We start from the raw sequence: 17,327 nt of genomic DNA on the forward strand, positions 1-17,327 counted from the left end.
CCAGCGCGATGCCGGGTGGCTCTTTGGATCGGGTGAGAATGCTTATTGCGGGGTCAGCGGCGTCAGGCTGTCGAAGATATGGCTGACCCCCTGGCTCGGGCTGTCGTTCTTGTCGACCGAATGGCAGCCGAAGCAGTTCTCCGGTTTGAACGACCCGGTGCCCGAGCTGTCCGGGAACTGGTGGAAGGTCTCCATGGTCGCGTTGGCCAGGCGTCGGGTTCCGCGCAGGACGCTGTCGGTGCCGCTGGTGGGAATGGCGTCGGGGCCGCCGCTGCTCCAGATCGACCCGGTCTGGATGTAGTTCGAGCGGACGTCGCCGTCGCCGATCCAGTTGAGGACGGAGCGGTTCAGGGAGATCAGATCCGTGGCGCGGGTGAGCGCCGAGGAATTGCCGCTGTACTGGGCCGCACCGCCCGGCAGGTTGGGGATCGGCGCGTCGCCCCAGGGGTTGATCCGCACCACCGTGTTCGGTCCGATCGTCTCGCCGCTGTCGGCGGTGATCGTCGGCGGGGTTGAGCTGCCGGAATAGGTGGCCCGCTCGACGATCCGCAGCACCGGCGTATGGCTTTCCTGCGGTGAGTCGTTGAACAGCCAGGTCAGGTTGCCGTTGCCGTCATAGGATGCGCTGGCGATGGTGCCGAACGTGGTGAAATACAGGTACCCGTTCTGCGGCGCGTTGTTGATGTGCTCGAAGGTCGCCCAGACCATCTCCGGGTGGTTGTTGACCGACCCGACGATATGCATGCCGACCAGAGCGACGCGCTTGAGGGCGGTGCCGGTCTGCGTCCAGGTCGTCTCCGAGGTATGCTCGAAGGTGGCGACCGTGGCCATCGCCGTCACGTAATCCTGCGGATTGTCGAGGCTGGCCGCGTCGATCCACGAGGTCTTCAATTCCATAGCCAGGGCATCGCCCGACGACAGGCCCGAGGTCCCGAATGTGCTGTCGGCGTAGTTGGTGATAGCGGTGAGGTCGGCCGCCGTGGTCGGGAAATCGGTGGCGAGCTCGCCCTGGAAATTGGCCGGGTTGGACGTGCTCTTCACCCCGGTCTGGTAGTAGGCGTAGACGTTGTTGGTGTTGATCCCGTAGTGGATGATCTCGCCCTGCGGCGAAATGAGGACGCCGCCGCCCCCGGCCTGACCGGCGCCGGTGTCTTCCTGCGGCTTGACGACCCGCGGCTGCAGGGTCATCGCGGCGTTGCCGTCCTGCGCCACGTAGGCATCGTCCGACACGCCGAAGAAGTCGGGGCCGTCGAAGACCAGCGTGCCGTCCGGCTGGGAGGTCAGCCACAGGAACATCTGGGCGCCCCACTTGAAGAAGTTGCAGTCGTTGGCGTCGTCGAAGGTGACGCTGTCGGCCGCCTTGAAGACGCCGGAGGCGGGGGCCTTCCAACTGTCGAACTCGCTCGACGAGACGACGCAGGTATCCATCACGTTGGATGGCAGTGGGGTCTGCGCCCCGGCCGGCCCGGCCAGTCCGGCGACGAGGCAAGCGGCCCCTATGAGTGGGGTGAACTTTGGTATTCCGGTCATGAAACCCTCCGAAAGGATGAGTCAAGGTTGCATTAAAGTCCCCACGTTATTTCAAAGGTAGCATAAATAATCTTATGGTAGAAATTGATAATATAAAAACCGTGGAATCGGTGAGCTGGCGGCGACCCCGCGACGCCTGCCGCGGCGCTGCCCGGTCAGGCGCGGGGTCTCGGGGCGCTCAGTTCACCCGCCAGCGCTCCAGCACGTCGCGCCGGACTTCCACGCCGAGACCCGGTCCGTCGGGCACATGGGCGATGCCGTCGGCCACGCGGATCGGCTCGACCAGCAGATCCTGGCGGAACGGGTGGGGGGTGCTGTCGTATTCCAGCAGCGGCTGGTGGGCGCCGAAGGCCGGGGCGGTGGTCGGCAGCACGGCGAGCAGCTGCATCGCCGCCGCCAGCCCGATCCCGGTGCCCCAGACATGCGGATTGTAGCGGATGCCGTGGGTCCAGGCCATGTCGGCGATCCGCTTGGCCTCGCTCAGCCCGCCGCAGGAGGCGGTGTCCGGCTGGATCACGTCCATCGCGCCGGCCTCCAGGATCCGGCGGAAATCGTGCCGGGTGAACGAGCACTCGCCGCCGGCGATCGGGATGCCGGTGCGGGTGCGCAGCTCGGCATAGCCCGCCACATCCTCGGGTTCCAGCGGCTCCTCGAACCAGCCGATCCCCAGCGGCTCCATGGCGCGGGCCAGGCGGGCGGCCTGCACCCGGTCGCAGCCGTGATTGGCGTCGACGAACAGCGCCACCCCGCCGTCGATGGTCTGGCGCAGCATCTCCACCAGGGCGATGTCGTCGTCGAAGCCGAACCCGACCTTGGTCTTCATGGCGGTGAACCCGGCATCGAGATAGCCGCGCGCCTCCTCGGCCAGCAGCCGGTGGTTGTCGCCCCGGTCGTCGCGGCGCCGGTACAGGCCGGTGGCGTAGGCCCGCACGGACGAACGCACCGGCCCGCCCATCAGCACATGGACCGGCGCGCCGAAATACTTGCCGCGCAGGTCCCACAGGGCGATGTCGAGGGCCGACAGCGCCTGCACCGGCACGCCGCGCTGCCCGTGGTCGCGCAGGGAATTGTACAGCTCCTCCCACAGCGCGTCGCCGGCCAGGGGCGCGCGGCCGATCAGCCGCGGGGCGTAGTATTTCTCGATGACGGTGGCCAGCGCCCAGGGCGGCCCGTACCCGTCGCCCCAGCCGGTGATCCCGGCATCGGTCTCGATCTCGACGACCAGCCCGACCCGCCGGTCGACCCAGGCCTGGCTGAACGCGAACCGCTCGGCGATGGGCGCCTCCAGCACATGGGCGCGGATGGCGGTGATCTTCATGGACGGCCTCCCCAGGGTTTTCGTGGGAGGGTAGCAGATCCGGTGAGCAAGTCCGGCGTCCGGTGCCGGAGAATGACGACCGTGACGGGGCATCGGAAACGGTCGATGGCTCAGTCGGTGCCGGGGGCAATCGACGTGAGGGCGGCGGCGGTCGCCAACTCGGACGTGTCGGAAGCGGCCGGACGCGGCAGGGCCAACGTAATCGCCACGGTCATCGCCAGAAGCCCGGCCGACATCCATAGGGCACCCGGCAATCCGGCAAACTGATAGAGGAGCCCCGACAGCAGTGTTCCGCCGAATCTGCCGATGGCATTCGCCATGTAGTAGAAGCCGACATTCAGGGCGACTTTGTCGGCGTCCGAATAGGCGACGATCAGGTAGGAATGGATCGACGAGTTCAGGGCGAAGACGACGCCGAACAGCATCAGACCGCCGATCAGCAGCAACGACTGGAGTCCCGCAGGCAGCGCCCAACCGGTGGCGTCCGAGAGGGTCGCAAGGCTCGCCGGCATCATCGCCGCGGCGAGCACGGCCGGGATGACTGCCAGACCCGCCCCCCAAACCTTCGCAAGCCTGGGGGCTCTGGCGGCGGCATCGCGGCCCAGCATCCGTGGTGCGACCGCCTGCACCATGCCGTAGCCGATCACCCAGACGGCCATGAAGGCCCCGACCTGATCGAAGGTCCATCCAAGCTGGTCGTACAGAAAGATCGGAACACCGACGACGAACCAGACGTCCCGCGAGGCGAAGAGAAACACGCGGGCCGCAGACAGGATGTTGATCTCCCGGGTCTTGGAGAACAGCTCGCGGGCCTTCACCTTCTCCTTGGCACGACCGAGATCGGCTCGCACCAATATCAGGGCGGCGGTCAGCACGAGCCCGAGCCCGGCCGCCATGACCCACAGGGACGACACGAAACCCAGGGTCTGGAGCATCACGCCGCCCAGCAGGAAGCCGACGCCCTTCAAGGCGTTCTTCGACCCGGTCAGCACCGCGACCCATTTGAACAGCCCGCCCTGATCCCCGGACGCGACGACCAGCTTCACGGCCGACTTGGAGCTCATCTTCGTGAGGTCCTTGGCGATGCCGGACAGGGCCTGGGCCGTCATGACATAGGCTACCGACATCGCGGCGACCCAGCCGGGATCGAGGAGCGAGAGCATGACCAACGCGACGATCTGAACGGCCAGCCCGACGAACAGGGTGATCCGAAGTCCGAAGCGTGACCCCACCCAGCCGCCGACGAAGTTGGTGACCACGCCCATCGCCTCGTAGAGGAGGAACAGGATCGCGATGTCGAGTGGGGAGTAGCCAAGCCGGTGGAAGTGCAGAAGCACCAGCATCCGCAACGCCCCGTCCGTCAGGGTGAACCCCCAATAGGCGGCGGTGACCGTGGCATAGTCCTTCAGGCTGGTCATGGCGGGCAGGTTGGTCATGGCGGGCTCCAGGCCGTCACAGCGAGCCGGCTATCTTGGCCGTCAGCTCCATCATGCGGTTCATGTATCCCCACTCGTTGTCGTACCAGGCGTAGATTTTCACCATCCGTCGGTCGACCACCATGGTGGAGGGGGCGTCGACGATGCTTGAGCGGGGATCGTTGACGTAGTCGCTGGAGACCAGCGGGCGCTCCTCGTAGCCGAGGATGCCCTTCAGCGGTCCCGCCGCCGCGTCCCGGAACAGGCCGTTCACCTCCTCCACACTCGTGTCCCGCGAGACCTCGAAGACGCAATCGGTGAGCGATGCGTTGAGCAGGGGAACGCGGACGGCGTGGCCGTTCAGCTTCCCGTTGAGCTCCGGATAGATCAGCGTGATGGCGGTCGCCGAGCCGGTCGACGTCGGGATCAGCGAGTTCAGGGCGGACCGGGCCCGGCGGAGGTCCGTCTTCGGGCGGTCGACCAGGACCTGCGTATTCGTCACGTCGTGGATCGTCGTCATCGTCCCGTGGTCGATCCCCAGACCTTCGTGGATCACCTTCACGACCGGGGCGAGGCAGTTCGTGGTGCAGGAGGCGGCGGTGATGACGGCGTGCCTGGCCGGATCGTAGAGGTGATCGTTCACGCCCATCACGATGTTCAGAGCCGAGGCGTCCTTCACGGGGGCCGAGACGATGACCTTTTTGATTCCCCGGTCGAAATAGGGCTTCAGGCTGTCGACCGTTTTGAACCTGCCGGTGCACTCCAGGACGATGTCGGTGTCGTCGCCGGTCCAGGGCAGCTCGGCAGGCGAGACCGCGTCGGTGACGGGGATCGTTCTGCCGTCGATCACCACGCTTCCCCCGTCATGGGCCACCGGAACGGACCAGCGGCCGTGAACGCTGTCGAACTCCAGGAGGTGGGCAACGACCTCCGCACCGCCCGAGGTTTCGTTCATCGCCACGATCTCGAAGGCCGGGTTTCCGATTCCGGCTCGGACCCCCAGCAGTCCCATGCGGCCCATGCCATTGATGGCAACGCGTGCGGGCATTTATCGAACCTCCTGCGATCAGATGGAGCGGATCAGATCGGGCGATCTGGGAGTAGACACATCCTCAATCCGACGATACAAATATCTTTGTAATGAGAGAAGCACAAGCGATAGAAGCCCTGCTTGGAATGGCCCATCAGCATCGGATGCGGGTCTTCAAGCTGCTTATGAAACGTGGCCCGTCTGGGTTGCCTGCCGGAGAGATCGGAGACCGCGTCGGGATCAGCAGGTCGAGTGCGTCGTTCCATCTGACCCAGATGGAGCGTGCCGGTCTTCTGAGGTCCCGGCGGGTTCACCGGAACGTCTTCTACGCGGTGGACCTGGAAGGGATGCGGAAACTGATCGCTTATCTGACGGAGGACTGTTGCGACGGTCACCCGGAAGTCTGCGGTTCCCTTGTCACCGGTATGCCGATACCCGCTTGCGGAGAGGGAGTGGAATGATGACGGGCCAGTCGCGTTACAACGTGTTGTTTCTCTGCACCGGGAACTCCGCCAGGAGCATCATGGCCGAGTGCATCCTGAAGCGGCTCGATGCCGAGCGGTTCGACGCCTTCAGTGCGGGCAGTCGGCCGAAGGGAGCGGTCCACCCGTATGCCATCGACCTGCTGAAGCATCAGAACTATCCGACCGACCAGCTTCGCTCCAAGGACTGGGACGAATTCGCCGGTGCCGACGCTCCGGTGATGGACTTCGTCTTCACGGTCTGCGACGACGCGGCGAAGGAAGTCTGTCCGGTCTGGCCCGGTCAGCCGATGTCGGCTCACTGGCCGGTGATCGATCCGGCGGCCGTCGAGGGGAACGAGGCGGAGAAGCGGTTCGCGTTTGCCGAGGCTTTCCGCATGATCCACACGCGGCTCTCGATCTTCGTCAGCCTGCCGATCCGGTCGCTCGACAAGCTTACGCTGAAGAAGCGGCTCGACGATATCGGACAGACCGCAGCGTCGTCGGAGTTGTCCGGGGTCTGAGTCGGTTGCGCTGTCGTTCGATAACCCGACCGGTCCGCCCGCGCTCCTACCCCTGCGACGCCCCCCGGGGCGGGAAGACGATCGACACGGTGGTGCCCTGCTCGGGCACGCTGTCGATGTCGAGGGTGCCGCCGTGGAGTTCCATCAGGGACTTGCAGATCGCCAGGCCCAGGCCCACTCCCTCGCGCGTGGTCATCGGGTTGCTGCGGACCTGACCGAAGCGTTCCAGCGCCTTCTCGATCTGCGGGCCGGTCATGCCGATGCCGGTGTCGCTGATCCGGATCCGCACCCCGCCGTCGTCGCTCGCGTCGGCCGTCACGCGCACCGCGCCGCCGGTGTCGGTGAACTTGATCGCGTTCTCGGTCAGGTTGAGGACGATCTGCTTGACGCGGAGACCGTCGGCGAAGGCGGGCGGCAGGTCGGGGGCCGCGCTGAAGGTCAGCGCGACGGTCTTGGCCTCGGCGCGCGGGGTCAGCATCGCGGCGCACTCCTTCAGCACATCGCCGATACCGACATACTGCGGCACGATGGTGAGCTGGCCCGCCTCGATCCGCGCGACGTCCAGGATCTCGTTGATGAGTTCCAGCAGATGCACGCCGGAATCGTGCACGTAGCGGGCGCATTCCAGGTACCGGTCGCTGCCGATGGGGCCGTAGGCGCGACCGGTGATCATCTCCGAGAACCCGAGGATGGAATTCAGGGGCGTGCGCAGCTCGTGGCTCACATTGGCCAGGAAATCGGTCTTCGAGCGGTTGGCCATCTCGGCCTGGATCAGCGCCTGGCGCAGCTCCCGGGTCCGGTCGCCGACCTTGCGTTCCAGGTCCAGGTTGGCGGCGTCGACCGCCTCCTTCGCCTGGCGCAGATCGCGTTCGGCGGTCTTCAGGGCGGTGATGTCGGTCTGCAGCACCAGCAGCCCGCCGTCCCGCGTCGGCTTCGCCCGGATCAGGAAGGTGATGCCGGTCGGGCGCGCCACCTCCTTGACGATCTCCCGGCCGCTGCGGCGCTCGGCCAGCAGTTCCTGGATCCGGGATTCGGGATCCACCTCCGCCTTCGGGTCCTTGTCCTTCTGGTTGAGGCGGAGCAGCTCTTCCATCGTGTAGCCGAGGATCGCGTCCTTCGACGGGACCTCGGGATTGAGCTCGTGGTAGCGGGTGTTGGTGAACACCACCCGCTCGTTGCTGTCGTAGAGCCAGACGCCGTCCGAGGCGGTGTCGAGCGCGGATCGCAGCAGCTCGGCCGTGGTGACGCTTCGGCGCATGTTCCGGGCGAAGTGCAGCAGGCCGGTCGCGAACAGACCGATGCCGGCGGCGGTCAGCAGCGTCTCGGCCACACCGGGATGGGCCGGAAGCAGGTAGACGCTGACCCGCGACGCGGCGAGGGCGGCGAATCCGGCCGCCATCCAGCGCAGCGCGGCGCGGAAGCTGAGCGGATGCGGACGCGCAATCCGGACGAGCGCGACCGCGACACTGAAAAATAGAAACGCCTGAAATGTGTCCAACTGAAACAAGGTCACCGAAAATGCCCAGGAGTTGCCGGCGGTCGACCGCCACGATAGCCGAACGCGGGCCGTCTTAGAACCGTGGGGCCCCAAAACCATGAGGCCCTACAACCGCGAGATTCTACAACGGTCAGGCTCCGGCCGTGTAAATGCTTGCCGCCGCCCCTACTTGCCGCCGCCCCGCCGCATCAGCCGGAACGCCGCCGGCGCCAGGATGACGATGAAGCCGATCCGGAAGATGTGGTGGGTCGCCACGAACGCCACGTCGCGGCCCAGCGCCAGGGCGATCAGGCTCATCTCCGCCAGCCCGCCGGGCGCATAGGCCAGGACCAGCACGAACCACGGCACGTCGGTCACCTGCTCGAGCACCAGGCCGAAGATCACGCCGAACACCAGCAGGATGATCGTCGAGCCGATGGAGATCTTCACGATGCGGGCGATCTCGCGCACCGGCGTGCCGGCGAAACGGCAGCCGATGCCGGTGCCCATCACCACCTGGGCGCAGGCGACCAGCAGGCTCGGCGGGCTGGCCTCGGTCACCCCGGCCAGATGGATGATGCCGGACATCGCCATCGGCCCGACCAGAAAGGCGGCCGGGATGCGCAGCAGCTTGCCGATGAGGGCGCCGACCACCGCGCAGCCGGCCAGGATCGCCCAGTCCTGCACCGCCATGTCCAGTCCGGCCCCCGGCGGCAGCAGGGTGCCCGACGGCGTGTAGTCGGCGAAGATCCGGAACACGAAGGGGATCGTCATCACCACCAGCAAGATGCGGGCGGAGTGGGTCAGGGCGATCACCCGGTCGTCGCCGCCCATCGCCCGGCCGACCAGCACCATCTCGTTCAGCCCCCCGGGGGAGGAGGCGAAATAGGAGGTGACGGCGTCGTAGCCGCCGACCTTGCGGAAATACCAGGTCACCAGGGCGCCGGCGGTCACCGCGTAGACCAGCAGGCCGGCGATGGACACCGCCCAGTCGCCGGCGCGGTCGATCAGCTCGGGGCGGAAGGCGCTGCCCAGCATGACGCCGAGAATGGCGATCATCGCCGTGCGCAGGCGGTAGTCGACGCGGATGCCGGCACCGGCCACCGAGGCGATGGTGCTGGCGACCATCGCCCCCATCATCCAGGGCAGCGGCAGCTGGGCCCAGGCGAACAGCAGCCCGCCGCCGGCGCCGATCGCCAGCGCCAGGACCATGGAGCCGCGCGGCTTGCCGGTGGTCATGCGGTCGCCGCCGGGCTTGCCGGGGGTCTCCTCCGGGATCAGGTCGTCGTCGGCCTCGGGGGCGTCGTTCTTGGGGGCGTCGTTCTCGGGCTTCCTGCCGTTTCCGTTCTCAGCCATCGACCACCCGCCCGAGGCGCACCGCCGTCTGGCCGGCCGACAGGCGGCGCGACGGCATGATCAGGATGCAGTTGTCGTAGGGGGTGACCACCGGCGTGCCGTCGTCGTAGCCGAGCACGGTGCCGGCCTTCTCGATCTCCTCCATGCCGAGATACTCCGCCACGAAGGAGAAGCTGGCGCCGCGCACGGTGACGGTCTCGGTGACCTGGATGATGCGCTGCGGCGGCGGCGCGGCGCGGTGGGCGGCCGGGATGTCGTCGGGCGCCAGGCTGCCGGCGGCGACCAGGAAGCGGTCGAACGCCTCCTCGGTCACCGGCAGGGTGTCCGCGGCCCAGTGCTGGCCCGCCTCCAGCAGCAGGGCGGCGCGCGGGTCGTCGGGCTCGGCGAAGAAGCCGTAGTCGCGCATCCGCGCGCCCGCGGCGTGGCCGGCATCGACGACGATGGAGGCCGGGGTGCCGACCCGGCGGGCCAGGGCCACGCCCTTGTCGCAGGCGCCGGCCAGCATCAGCGGCTCCACCGGGTTGGACATGGAATGGATGTCGAGCAGCAGATCGGCGGTGTCGAGCAGCGGGCGGATGGCGCGGGCCCGGGCCAGCTCGACCGAGGACCGCGGCCCCTCCAGCGTGGCCCGGTCCCAGACCCGGTTCATGTCCTCGTCGACGAAGCGCGACAGGGTCGGATAGGCCGGATCGAAGGCGCGGTAGGCGGCGACGTTGCCGAAGCCGAGGGTCAGCCGGCCGGCGCGGGGCCGCCGGCCGCTCGCCAGAAAGCGGTCGAGCACGATGGCGCCGCACAGCTCGTTGCCGTGGGTGACCGCCGTCACCATCACGTGCGGACCCGGCCGCTCCGAGTCGAGGGTGGTGAAGAACGGGATGCCGGTATTGCCGGCCCGCCAGCGCTCGATATCGGGGGCGGGCAGCTCGACCGGCCAGGATCCGGTGGGGGAGGCCCCGGACGGGGCGCGGACGATCACGCGGTCATCCCGTGCGCTGTGCCGGGGGACCGCTTGGGTGAGGCAGGGGACATCATTGTGCGGCGGTTGTGGTCGATTGGGGGGCGAGGGCGCGCGGCGCCTGGGCGGCACCGGTTTCAGGCTATGCCAAGGCCGGAGCGAACGCCATAGCGCAACGGGCGCGTTCCCGGCGCGATCGGTGTTTTTGGCCGCCACCGGGATTGTATGCGGCGGTCGTTTCCGCCATGCTCTGGCCTTCGCGCGTGCAACGACACGACTGCGCATGCCAAACAATCCCAATGCAATGATGGAGGCAGGGATGAGTTTTATTCGTCGGCTGGGGGTTACGGCGGTCGCGATGGCGGCCTTGGCCGGCCCGGCGATGGCCGAGGACATTACGATCGGCGTCCGTTCGGAGCCGTCGTCCATGGACCCGTACTACCATAACCTCGGCCCGAACAACGCGATCATCGGGCACGTTTTCGCGCGCCTGGTGGACTTCGATCCGAACCAGCAGCTGGTGCCCAGCATCGCCGAGTCCTACAAGGCGCTGGACGACACGACCTGGGAGTTCAAGCTGCGCCCGGGCCTGAAGTTCCATGACGGTTCCGATCTGACCGTCGACGACGTGATCTATTCCTTCGAGCGTGCCGACGGGTACACCGGCGGCAACTCGTCGTTCCGGATCTACACCAAGGGCAAGACCCTGAAGAAGGTGGACGATCTGACGCTGCACATCTCGACGGAAGAGCCCTATCCGCTGATGCCGAACGACCTGACGACGGTCATGATCATGTCGTCGGAGGCCAAGGGCACCGGCAGCGCCGACACGAACAAGGGCATCGAGGCGAGCGACTTCAACGATGGCACCGCGACTATCGGCTCCGGCCCGTACAAGTTCGTGGAGTGGAAGAAGGGCGACCGCATCGTCATGGAGAAGTATGACGGTTACGTCGGTCCGTTCGACCAGACCTGGGACAAGGTCACCTTCCGGTTCATCCCGTCCGAGCCGGCGCGCGTCGCCGCGCTGCTGGCCGGCGACGTGGACATGATCGACAACGTCCCGACCTCGGACATCGCGACCCTTGAGAAGAACAAGGACGTGTCGCTGAGCGACGGCGTGTCGAACCGGGTGATCTACCTGCACCTGGACCAATTCCGCGAGAAGTCGCCCTTCGTCACCGACAAGGAAGGCAACCCGCTGGACAAGAACCCGCTGCTCGACCCGCGGGTGCGCAAGGCGATTTCCATGATGATCAACCGCCCGGCGATCGTCGAGCGGGTGATGGAGGGCGTCGCCCTGCCGGCCGGCCAGCTGCTGCCGGACGGTTTCTTCGGCCGCTCGCCGAACCTGAAGCCGGAGAAGTACGACGTCGCCGGCGCCAAGAAGCTGCTGGCGGAAGCCGGCTATCCGGACGGCTTCGGCCTGACGATCCATGGTCCGAACGACCGCTACATCAACGACGCCAAAATCTGCGAAGCGATCGGCCAGTTGCTGTCGGCGGCCGGTATCCCGACCAAGGTCGTGACCATGCCGAAGAACGTCTTCTTCTCGCGCGCCTCCAAGGGTGCCGACGGCGAGCCGGAGTTCAGCTTCGTCCTCGTCGGCTGGGGCTCGGGCACCGGCGAGGCCTCCTCGCCGCTGAAGTCGCTGCTGGCCACCCACGACCCGTCCAAGGGCTGGGGTGCGTCCAACCGCGGCCGCCACTCCGACCCGAAGGTCGACGCCCTGATCGGTCAGGCGCTGGCCACGGTGGACGACGAGAAGCGCGGCAAGCTGCTGGCGGAGGCGACCGACATCGCCATCGGCCAGAACCAGGGCATCATCCCGCTGCACTACCAGGTCAACACCTGGGGCACCCGCAAGGGACTGACCTACCGCGCCCGCACCGACGAGCGGACGCTGGCCTACGATCTGGTGAAGGCGAACTGATCGTCCGATCCTAAGCTAAGGGCGCGGCCGGCCTCGGTCGGCCGCGCCCCGATAAAAAAAGAATCCCGTTTCGACTTGCCTCCCGCGGGGGTCCATGTGAGACCCGTCGCGGTACAGGTTTTATGAGAGGTCGGTGATGACGGTCTTCATCATCAGACGATTGATGCAGGCGGCCCTGGTCGTCCTGGTTATGTCATTTCTGGTGTTCTCGGGCGTGTTCCTGGTGGGGGACCCGACCGAAATCCTGGTGGCCGACGACGCCGACCAGGCGGAGCGGCAGGCGATCATCGAGAGCCTCGGCCTCGATAAGCCGTTCCATATCCAGTATCTGCGTTTCCTGCAGAAGGCGGCCCAGGGCAATCTCGGCGAGAGCTTCGTGTTCAACGAGCCGGCGCTGCAGCTGATCATGGATCGGCTGCCGGCGACGATGGAACTGGCGGTCGCGGCCCTGCTGATCTCCGTGGTCCTGGGCATTCCGCTGGGCGTGATCGCCGGACTGCGGCCGGAGGCGGCCTATTCCAAGATCATCATGACCGGGTCGATTCTCGGCTTCAGCCTGCCGACCTTCTGGGTCGGCATCATGATGATCATACTGTTCTCGGTGCAGCTCGGCTGGCTGCCGTCGACCGGGCGCGGCGACGAGATCCACTACGTGCTCGGATTCCCGACCTCGCTGCTGACCCTGGACGGCTGGAGCCACGTGCTGCTGCCGGCGGTCAACCTGGCGCTGTTCAAGCTGTCGGCGGTCACCCGTCTGGCCCGCGCCGGCACCCGCGAGGTGGTGCACCAGGACTACGTCAAGTTCGCCCGGGCGAAGGGGCTGACCGATCGCCGGGTGATCTTCGTGCACGTGCTCAAGAACATTCTCATCCCGGTCGTCACCGTGCTCGGTCTCGAGTTCGGCGGTCTCGTGGCCTTCTCCGTTGTGACCGAGACGATCTTCGCGTGGCCCGGTATCGGCAAGCTGCTGATCGACTCGATCGGCCTTCTCGACCGGCCGGTGATCGTCGCCTACCTGATGATCATCGTGCTGCTGTTCGTCTTCCTGAACCTGGCGGTCGACATCTGCTACTCTCTGCTCGATCCGCGGGTCCGTCTGCAGGACATCAAGGCATGACTGCGATCCAAGAAGAAACCGCCGTCGAAAAGACGGTCGCCGATCCGAAGGACGCGGCCGTCGAGAGCCCGTTCAAGCGGATCCTGTCCGACTACATGGAGAGCCCGGTCGCCGTGATCGGCGCGATCGGCGTGATCCTGGTGATCTTCATCGCCGTGATCGGGCCGTTCATCGCCCCGACCGACCCGTACGACCTGTCGTCGGTCAGCTTCATGGACAACCTGCTGGCCCCGGGCGAGACCATGGCCAACGGCACGGTCGCCTGGCTCGGCACCGACGGGGCCGGCCGCGATCTGGTCAGCGCCATGATCTACGGCCTGCGCATCAGCCTGGGCGTCGGTGTCGGCTCCGGCATCATCGCCCTGATCATCGGCTGCACGCTCGGCATGATCGCCGCCTATTTCGGCGGCCGCACCGACATGATCATCATGCGCGTCGTCGACATGCAGCTCTCGTTCCCGGCGATCCTGGTGGCGCTGATCCTGCTCGCCGTGGTCAAGGGCGGGCCGAACGAGCCGGGCTATTTCGCGGTGTTCAAGATCATCGCCGCGCTGGTGGTGGTGCAGTGGGCCTACTACGCCCGCACCATCCGCGGCTCGGCCCTGGTCGAGCGGCGCAAGGAATATGTCGAGGCGGCGAACTGTCTGGCGCTCGGCAACAGCCGCGTCGTGTTCCGCCACCTGCTGCCGAACTGCATCGCGCCGATCATCGTGGTCGGCACCATGCAGACCGCGCACGCGATCTCCCTGGAGGCGACCCTGTCGTTCCTCGGTCTCGGCCTGCCGCAGACCGAACCGTCGCTCGGCAAGCTGATCTCCAACGGGTTCGACTACGTGATGAGCGGGAAGTACTGGATCACCGTGTTTCCGGGGCTGGCCCTGCTGTTCATGATCGTCAGCATCAACCTGGTCGGCGACCGGTTGCGCGACGTGCTCAATCCGCGACTGCAGAAGTAAGAGGGGACACCGGTGGCGAAATCCGACGTTCCGACACTCGAGGTCCGGAACCTGCAGACCCATTTCTTCACCCGCGCGGGCGAGGTGAAGGCGGTCAACGACGTCTCCTTCACCGTGCGGCCGGGCGAGGTCCTGGGCCTGGTGGGCGAGTCCGGGTCCGGCAAGACCGTGACCGGCTTCTCCATCATGGGCCTGGTGGACGAGCCGGGCCGCATCGTGGGCGGCGAGATCCTGTACAAGGGCGAGAACATCGCCAACGCGCCGGACGAGCGCATGCGCCGGCTGCGGGGCAACAACATCGCGATGATCTTCCAGGATCCGATGATGACCCTGAACCCGGTCCTGCGCGTCGACACGCAGATGATCGAGGCGATCCAGGCGCATGAGAACGTCAGCCGCGACGAGGCCTGGGAGCGGTCGCGCGCCGCCCTGGAGCAGGTCGGCATCCCGGCGGCCGAGGAGCGGCTGAAGTCGTACCCGCACCAGTTCTCCGGCGGCATGCGCCAGCGCGTCGCCATCGCCATCGCGCTGCTGAACAAGCCGGACCTGATCGTCGCCGACGAGCCGACCACCGCCCTCGACGTCACCATCCAGGGCCAGATCCTCTACGAGGTGCAGAAGCTCTGCGAGGAGACCGGCACGGCGATGATCTGGATCACCCACGATCTTTCCGTGGTGGCCGGTCTCGCCGACGAGATCTGCGTGATGTATGCCGGCAAAGTGGTCGAGCACGGCACCGTCGACGACGTGCTGGACAACCCGACCCATCCCTATACCCACGGGCTGATCAGCTCGGTGCCGAGCCGCAACAAGCGCGGCCAGCCACTGTCGCAGATCCCGGGCATGACCCCGTCGCTGCTGAACCTGCCCAAGGGCTGCCCGTTCAAGACACGCTGCCCCCGGGTCGGACCGGACTGCGACATCGAGCCGGAGATCACCCACCCGGTTCCGGCGCGCGACGTGCGCTGCCACTACCCCGTTGCGGCGGGCGAGGCCGCCGCCGTTCCGACGCCTGAGGTGACCGCATGAGCGCCGCAACCGAACACCAGGCCCCGACCACGGCCCCGACTGCTGCCGCCGAGAAGCCGATCCTGGAGCTGCGCCACGTCTCCAAGCGCTTCGTGAAGCCGCTGGACGCCGCCGCCAAGATCGCCAACCTCTTCGGCGCCGGGCTGAGGGACGAGATCGTCCATGCGGTCGACGACGTCTCCCTGACCATCGCCGATGGCGAGGTGGTCGGCCTGGTCGGCGAGTCCGGCTGTGGCAAGTCCACCCTCGGCCGCGTGGTCGCGGGCGTGCATCCGGCGACCAAGGGCGAGGTCCTGTTCCGCGGCCGCGAGCTGTCGACCCAGAGCTCGGCCGAGGCGCGGGACACCGCGCTCAAGGTCCAGATGATCTTCCAGGACCCGATGAGCTCGCTGAACCCGCGGCTGCGCGTGCAGGACATCGTCGGCGAGGCGCCGAAGGTCCACGGCCTGGTCGATGCCAAGGGCAGCGAGGAATACGTCGCCGAGATGCTGATCCGGGTCGGCCTGGACCCGACCTATGCAAGGCGCTACCCGCACCAGTTCTCCGGCGGCCAGCGCCAGCGCATCGGCATCGCCCGGGCGCTCGCGGTGAACCCGGACTTCCTGGTCTGCGACGAGTCGGTGGCCGCCCTGGACGTGTCGATCCAGGCCCAGGTGCTGAACCTGTTCATGCGCCTGCGCGAGGAGTTCCACCTCACCTACCTGTTCATCAGCCACGATCTCGGCGTGGTCGAGCACCTGTCGGACCGGGTGGTGATCATGTATCTCGGCCGGGTGGTGGAGACGGCGAAGACGGAAGACATCTTCGAGTCCGCCAACCACCCCTACACCCAGGCCCTGCTGGCCGAGGTGCCGCGGCTCGACACCCGCAAGCGCAAGTTCGTGCCGGTGAAGGGCGAGATCCCGTCGCCGCTGAACCCGCCGCCGGGCTGCCACTTCCACCCGCGCTGCCCCCATGCCCATGAGCGCTGCCGGATGGAGCAGCCGCTGCTCAAGGAGATCGCGCCGGGGCGGTTCTCGGCCTGCCATCTGAACGACGGGGCATGAGCGGCCCCCCTTCCGACCCAGACCATCTGATCCCCGGCGTCCTGTGGCGCCGGGACCCGGTGGCCGCGGCGATCCCGCTGGTGGTCGACAGCCCGCATAACAGCACCGACTGGCCGGCCGATTTCGACCCGATCGTCTCCGAGGCCGAACTGATGACGTCGGTGGACCGGTTCGTCGACGCGCTGTTCGGCCACGCGCCTTCGGTCGGCGCCACCCTGATCGCCGCCCAGTTCCCGCGCGCCTATATCGACCCGAACCGGGCCGAGGACGATCTCGATCTGGCGCTGATCGACGGCGACTGGCCGCTGCCGGTCAATCCGGGCGAGAAGACCGAGTACGGCATGGGCGTGGTGCGCCGCTACATCCTGAAGGGTCGGCCGATCTACGACCGCAAGCTGACCGTGGCCGAGGTGATGCACCGGCTGGAGACCTATCACCGGCCGTATCACGCCGCGGTGGCGGCCGCGATCGACGCCGCCCATGCCCGGTTCGGGCGGGCGTTTCATATCGACTGCCACTCCATGAAGCCGATCGGCAATGCCATGAACGTGGATACCGGCGCCGCGCGGCCGGACATGGTGCTGAGCGACCGGGAAGGGACGACCTGCGACGCCGATTTCATCGAGACGGCGGCCGGTCTGCTGCGCGACAAGGGCTACCGGGTGTCGATCAACCACCCCTACAAGGGGGCGGAGCTGGTGGCCCGGCATTCCGACCCGGCGGCGGGCCGGCACTCGCTGCAGATCGAGCTGAACCGGGCACTGTACATGGACATCGAGAGCTTCGAGAAATCGGCCGGGTACGACGCCCTGAAGGCGGATCTCGACGGGTTCCTGGAGGGCATGGCGGGGTTCGTGCGGGAGCGGGTCGGGTAGGGTTTCTCTTCCCGCCACCCCCCAACGCACTCCCCGGCCTTGTGCCGGGGCAAGGCGTCGGCGTGACGGATTGCTGGAAATACATTCTCGACGCTCCAACACGCGGATCGCTGGGTCCCGGCTCAAGGCCGGGAAGAAGCAGGATTGAGAAAGACCCAAGAAATCCCCTTACCGTCTTCCCGGCCTTGAGCCGGGATCCAGGGATGAGCCCGCGGGAACCTCGGAGGATCTGCCCCGGCAATCCGTCACGCCGACGCCTTGCCCCCGCACGAGGCCGGGGAGTGGGGAACGAGCAAAATGGGAGAGAA

General features: G+C 67.0%; 15 protein-coding genes. 8 read left to right on the forward strand and 7 right to left on the reverse strand.

What is annotated here, in order from left to right; genetic code table 11:
• Positions 1-42: 42 nt before the first annotated feature.
• The 4 genes from G578_RS0111285 to G578_RS0111300 all read right to left on the reverse strand — a co-directional run bounded on the left by G578_RS0111285 (position 43) and on the right by G578_RS0111300 (position 5,311).
• A complete protein-coding gene (locus G578_RS0111285) occupies positions 43-1,530 on the reverse strand; it encodes a hypothetical protein (RefSeq protein WP_156907284.1) in 1,488 nt (495 codons plus the stop codon).
• A 178-nt stretch (positions 1,531-1,708) separates the two neighbouring features.
• Positions 1,709-2,848 (reverse strand): mandelate racemase/muconate lactonizing enzyme family protein, encoded by a 1,140-nt coding sequence (locus G578_RS0111290; protein WP_028794330.1) that lies wholly within the window; start codon positions 2,846-2,848, stop codon positions 1,709-1,711.
• A 110-nt stretch (positions 2,849-2,958) separates the two neighbouring features.
• The gene (arsJ, locus tag G578_RS25880; protein WP_051244622.1) at positions 2,959-4,284 is read right to left on the reverse strand and encodes an organoarsenical effux MFS transporter ArsJ; all 1,326 of its coding nucleotides are present in this window, start codon (positions 4,282-4,284) and stop codon (positions 2,959-2,961) included.
• Positions 4,285-4,300: 16 nt separating this feature from the next.
• Entirely contained in the window at positions 4,301-5,311 is a 1,011-nt protein-coding gene (locus G578_RS0111300; protein WP_028794331.1) for an ArsJ-associated glyceraldehyde-3-phosphate dehydrogenase, read from the reverse strand.
• 128 nt (positions 5,312-5,439) lie between these two features.
• Here G578_RS0111300 and G578_RS0111305 point away from each other — a divergent pair, with 128 nt between their 5' ends.
• Positions 5,440-5,754: an ArsR/SmtB family transcription factor gene (locus G578_RS0111305; RefSeq protein ID WP_425425901.1), complete on the forward strand. Its 315-nt coding sequence runs from the start codon at positions 5,440-5,442 to the stop codon at positions 5,752-5,754.
• Positions 5,754-6,278 (forward strand): arsenate reductase ArsC, encoded by a 525-nt coding sequence (locus tag G578_RS0111310; RefSeq protein ID WP_028794333.1) that lies wholly within the window; start codon positions 5,754-5,756, stop codon positions 6,276-6,278. Before G578_RS0111305 ends, G578_RS0111310 begins: the two co-directional genes overlap by 1 nt.
• 46 nt (positions 6,279-6,324) lie before the next feature.
• Here the strand turns inward: G578_RS0111310 and G578_RS25885 are convergent, their stop codons facing one another.
• The 3 genes from G578_RS25885 to G578_RS0111325 form a co-directional block, all read right to left on the reverse strand.
• On the reverse strand, positions 6,325-7,791 hold the full coding sequence (locus G578_RS25885; protein WP_169400852.1) for a sensor histidine kinase: 1,467 nt from the start codon (positions 7,789-7,791) through the stop codon (positions 6,325-6,327).
• Between the two features lie 150 nt (positions 7,792-7,941).
• The gene (locus tag G578_RS0111320; protein ID WP_156907285.1) at positions 7,942-9,111 is read right to left on the reverse strand and encodes an AbrB family transcriptional regulator; all 1,170 of its coding nucleotides are present in this window, start codon (positions 9,109-9,111) and stop codon (positions 7,942-7,944) included.
• Positions 9,104-10,084, reverse strand: a complete 981-nt coding sequence (locus tag G578_RS0111325) for a M14 family metallopeptidase (RefSeq protein ID WP_028794335.1) — start codon at positions 10,082-10,084, stop codon at positions 9,104-9,106. The genes G578_RS0111320 and G578_RS0111325 overlap by 8 nt, the downstream gene beginning before the upstream one ends.
• Before the next feature lie 298 nt (positions 10,085-10,382).
• Between G578_RS0111325 and G578_RS0111330 the strand changes: the two genes are divergently transcribed.
• The 6 genes from G578_RS0111330 (at position 10,383) to G578_RS0111355 (ending at position 17,019) form a co-directional block, all read left to right on the forward strand.
• Positions 10,383-11,996, forward strand: coding sequence for an ABC transporter substrate-binding protein (locus tag G578_RS0111330; RefSeq protein WP_028794336.1), 1,614 nt, complete (start codon positions 10,383-10,385; stop codon positions 11,994-11,996).
• Between the two features lie 136 nt (positions 11,997-12,132).
• Positions 12,133-13,113 carry an ABC transporter permease gene (locus G578_RS0111335; RefSeq protein ID WP_028794337.1) on the forward strand — a complete coding sequence of 327 codons (981 nt, stop codon included), beginning with the start codon at positions 12,133-12,135 and terminating at the stop codon, positions 13,111-13,113.
• On the forward strand, positions 13,110-14,069 hold the full coding sequence (locus tag G578_RS0111340) for an ABC transporter permease (RefSeq protein ID WP_028794338.1): 960 nt from the start codon (positions 13,110-13,112) through the stop codon (positions 14,067-14,069). Before G578_RS0111335 ends, G578_RS0111340 begins: the two co-directional genes overlap by 4 nt.
• A gap of 12 nt (positions 14,070-14,081) precedes the next feature.
• On the forward strand, positions 14,082-15,098 hold the full coding sequence (locus tag G578_RS25890; RefSeq protein WP_051244626.1) for an ABC transporter ATP-binding protein: 1,017 nt from the start codon (positions 14,082-14,084) through the stop codon (positions 15,096-15,098).
• The gene (locus tag G578_RS0111350) at positions 15,095-16,144 is read left to right on the forward strand and encodes an ABC transporter ATP-binding protein (RefSeq protein WP_028794339.1); all 1,050 of its coding nucleotides are present in this window, start codon (positions 15,095-15,097) and stop codon (positions 16,142-16,144) included. Before G578_RS25890 ends, G578_RS0111350 begins: the two co-directional genes overlap by 4 nt.
• Positions 16,141-17,019, forward strand: a complete 879-nt coding sequence (locus G578_RS0111355; RefSeq protein ID WP_051244628.1) for an N-formylglutamate amidohydrolase — start codon at positions 16,141-16,143, stop codon at positions 17,017-17,019. The genes G578_RS0111350 and G578_RS0111355 overlap by 4 nt, the downstream gene beginning before the upstream one ends.
• Positions 17,020-17,327 lie beyond the last annotated feature (308 nt).

Origin of the sequence: Thalassobaculum salexigens DSM 19539, from assembly GCF_000423805.1 — a bacterium.
GTDB classification, from domain to species: domain Bacteria; phylum Pseudomonadota; class Alphaproteobacteria; order Thalassobaculales; family Thalassobaculaceae; genus Thalassobaculum; species Thalassobaculum litoreum.

Excerpts from the sequence above, each read along its gene's own strand:
- G578_RS0111340 (WP_028794338.1), top strand. The coding sequence starts at position 13,110 with ATGACTGCGATCCAAGAAGAAACCGCCGTCGAAAAGACGGTCGCCGAT.
- G578_RS0111300 (WP_028794331.1), bottom strand. The coding sequence starts at position 5,311 with ATGCCCGCACGCGTTGCCATCAATGGCATGGGCCGCATGGGACTGCTG.
- G578_RS0111290 (WP_028794330.1), bottom strand. The coding sequence starts at position 2,848 with ATGAAGATCACCGCCATCCGCGCCCATGTGCTGGAGGCGCCCATCGCC.
- G578_RS0111285 (WP_156907284.1), bottom strand. The coding sequence starts at position 1,530 with ATGACCGGAATACCAAAGTTCACCCCACTCATAGGGGCCGCTTGCCTC.
- G578_RS0111335 (WP_028794337.1), top strand. The coding sequence starts at position 12,133 with ATGACGGTCTTCATCATCAGACGATTGATGCAGGCGGCCCTGGTCGTC.
- G578_RS0111355 (WP_051244628.1), top strand. The coding sequence starts at position 16,141 with ATGAGCGGCCCCCCTTCCGACCCAGACCATCTGATCCCCGGCGTCCTG.
- G578_RS0111330 (WP_028794336.1), top strand. The coding sequence starts at position 10,383 with ATGAGTTTTATTCGTCGGCTGGGGGTTACGGCGGTCGCGATGGCGGCC.
- G578_RS0111350 (WP_028794339.1), top strand. The coding sequence starts at position 15,095 with ATGAGCGCCGCAACCGAACACCAGGCCCCGACCACGGCCCCGACTGCT.
- G578_RS0111305 (WP_425425901.1), top strand. The coding sequence starts at position 5,440 with ATGGCCCATCAGCATCGGATGCGGGTCTTCAAGCTGCTTATGAAACGT.
- G578_RS0111310 (WP_028794333.1), top strand. The coding sequence starts at position 5,754 with ATGACGGGCCAGTCGCGTTACAACGTGTTGTTTCTCTGCACCGGGAAC.
- arsJ (WP_051244622.1), bottom strand. The coding sequence starts at position 4,284 with ATGACCAACCTGCCCGCCATGACCAGCCTGAAGGACTATGCCACGGTC.
- G578_RS0111320 (WP_156907285.1), bottom strand. The coding sequence starts at position 9,111 with ATGGCTGAGAACGGAAACGGCAGGAAGCCCGAGAACGACGCCCCCAAG.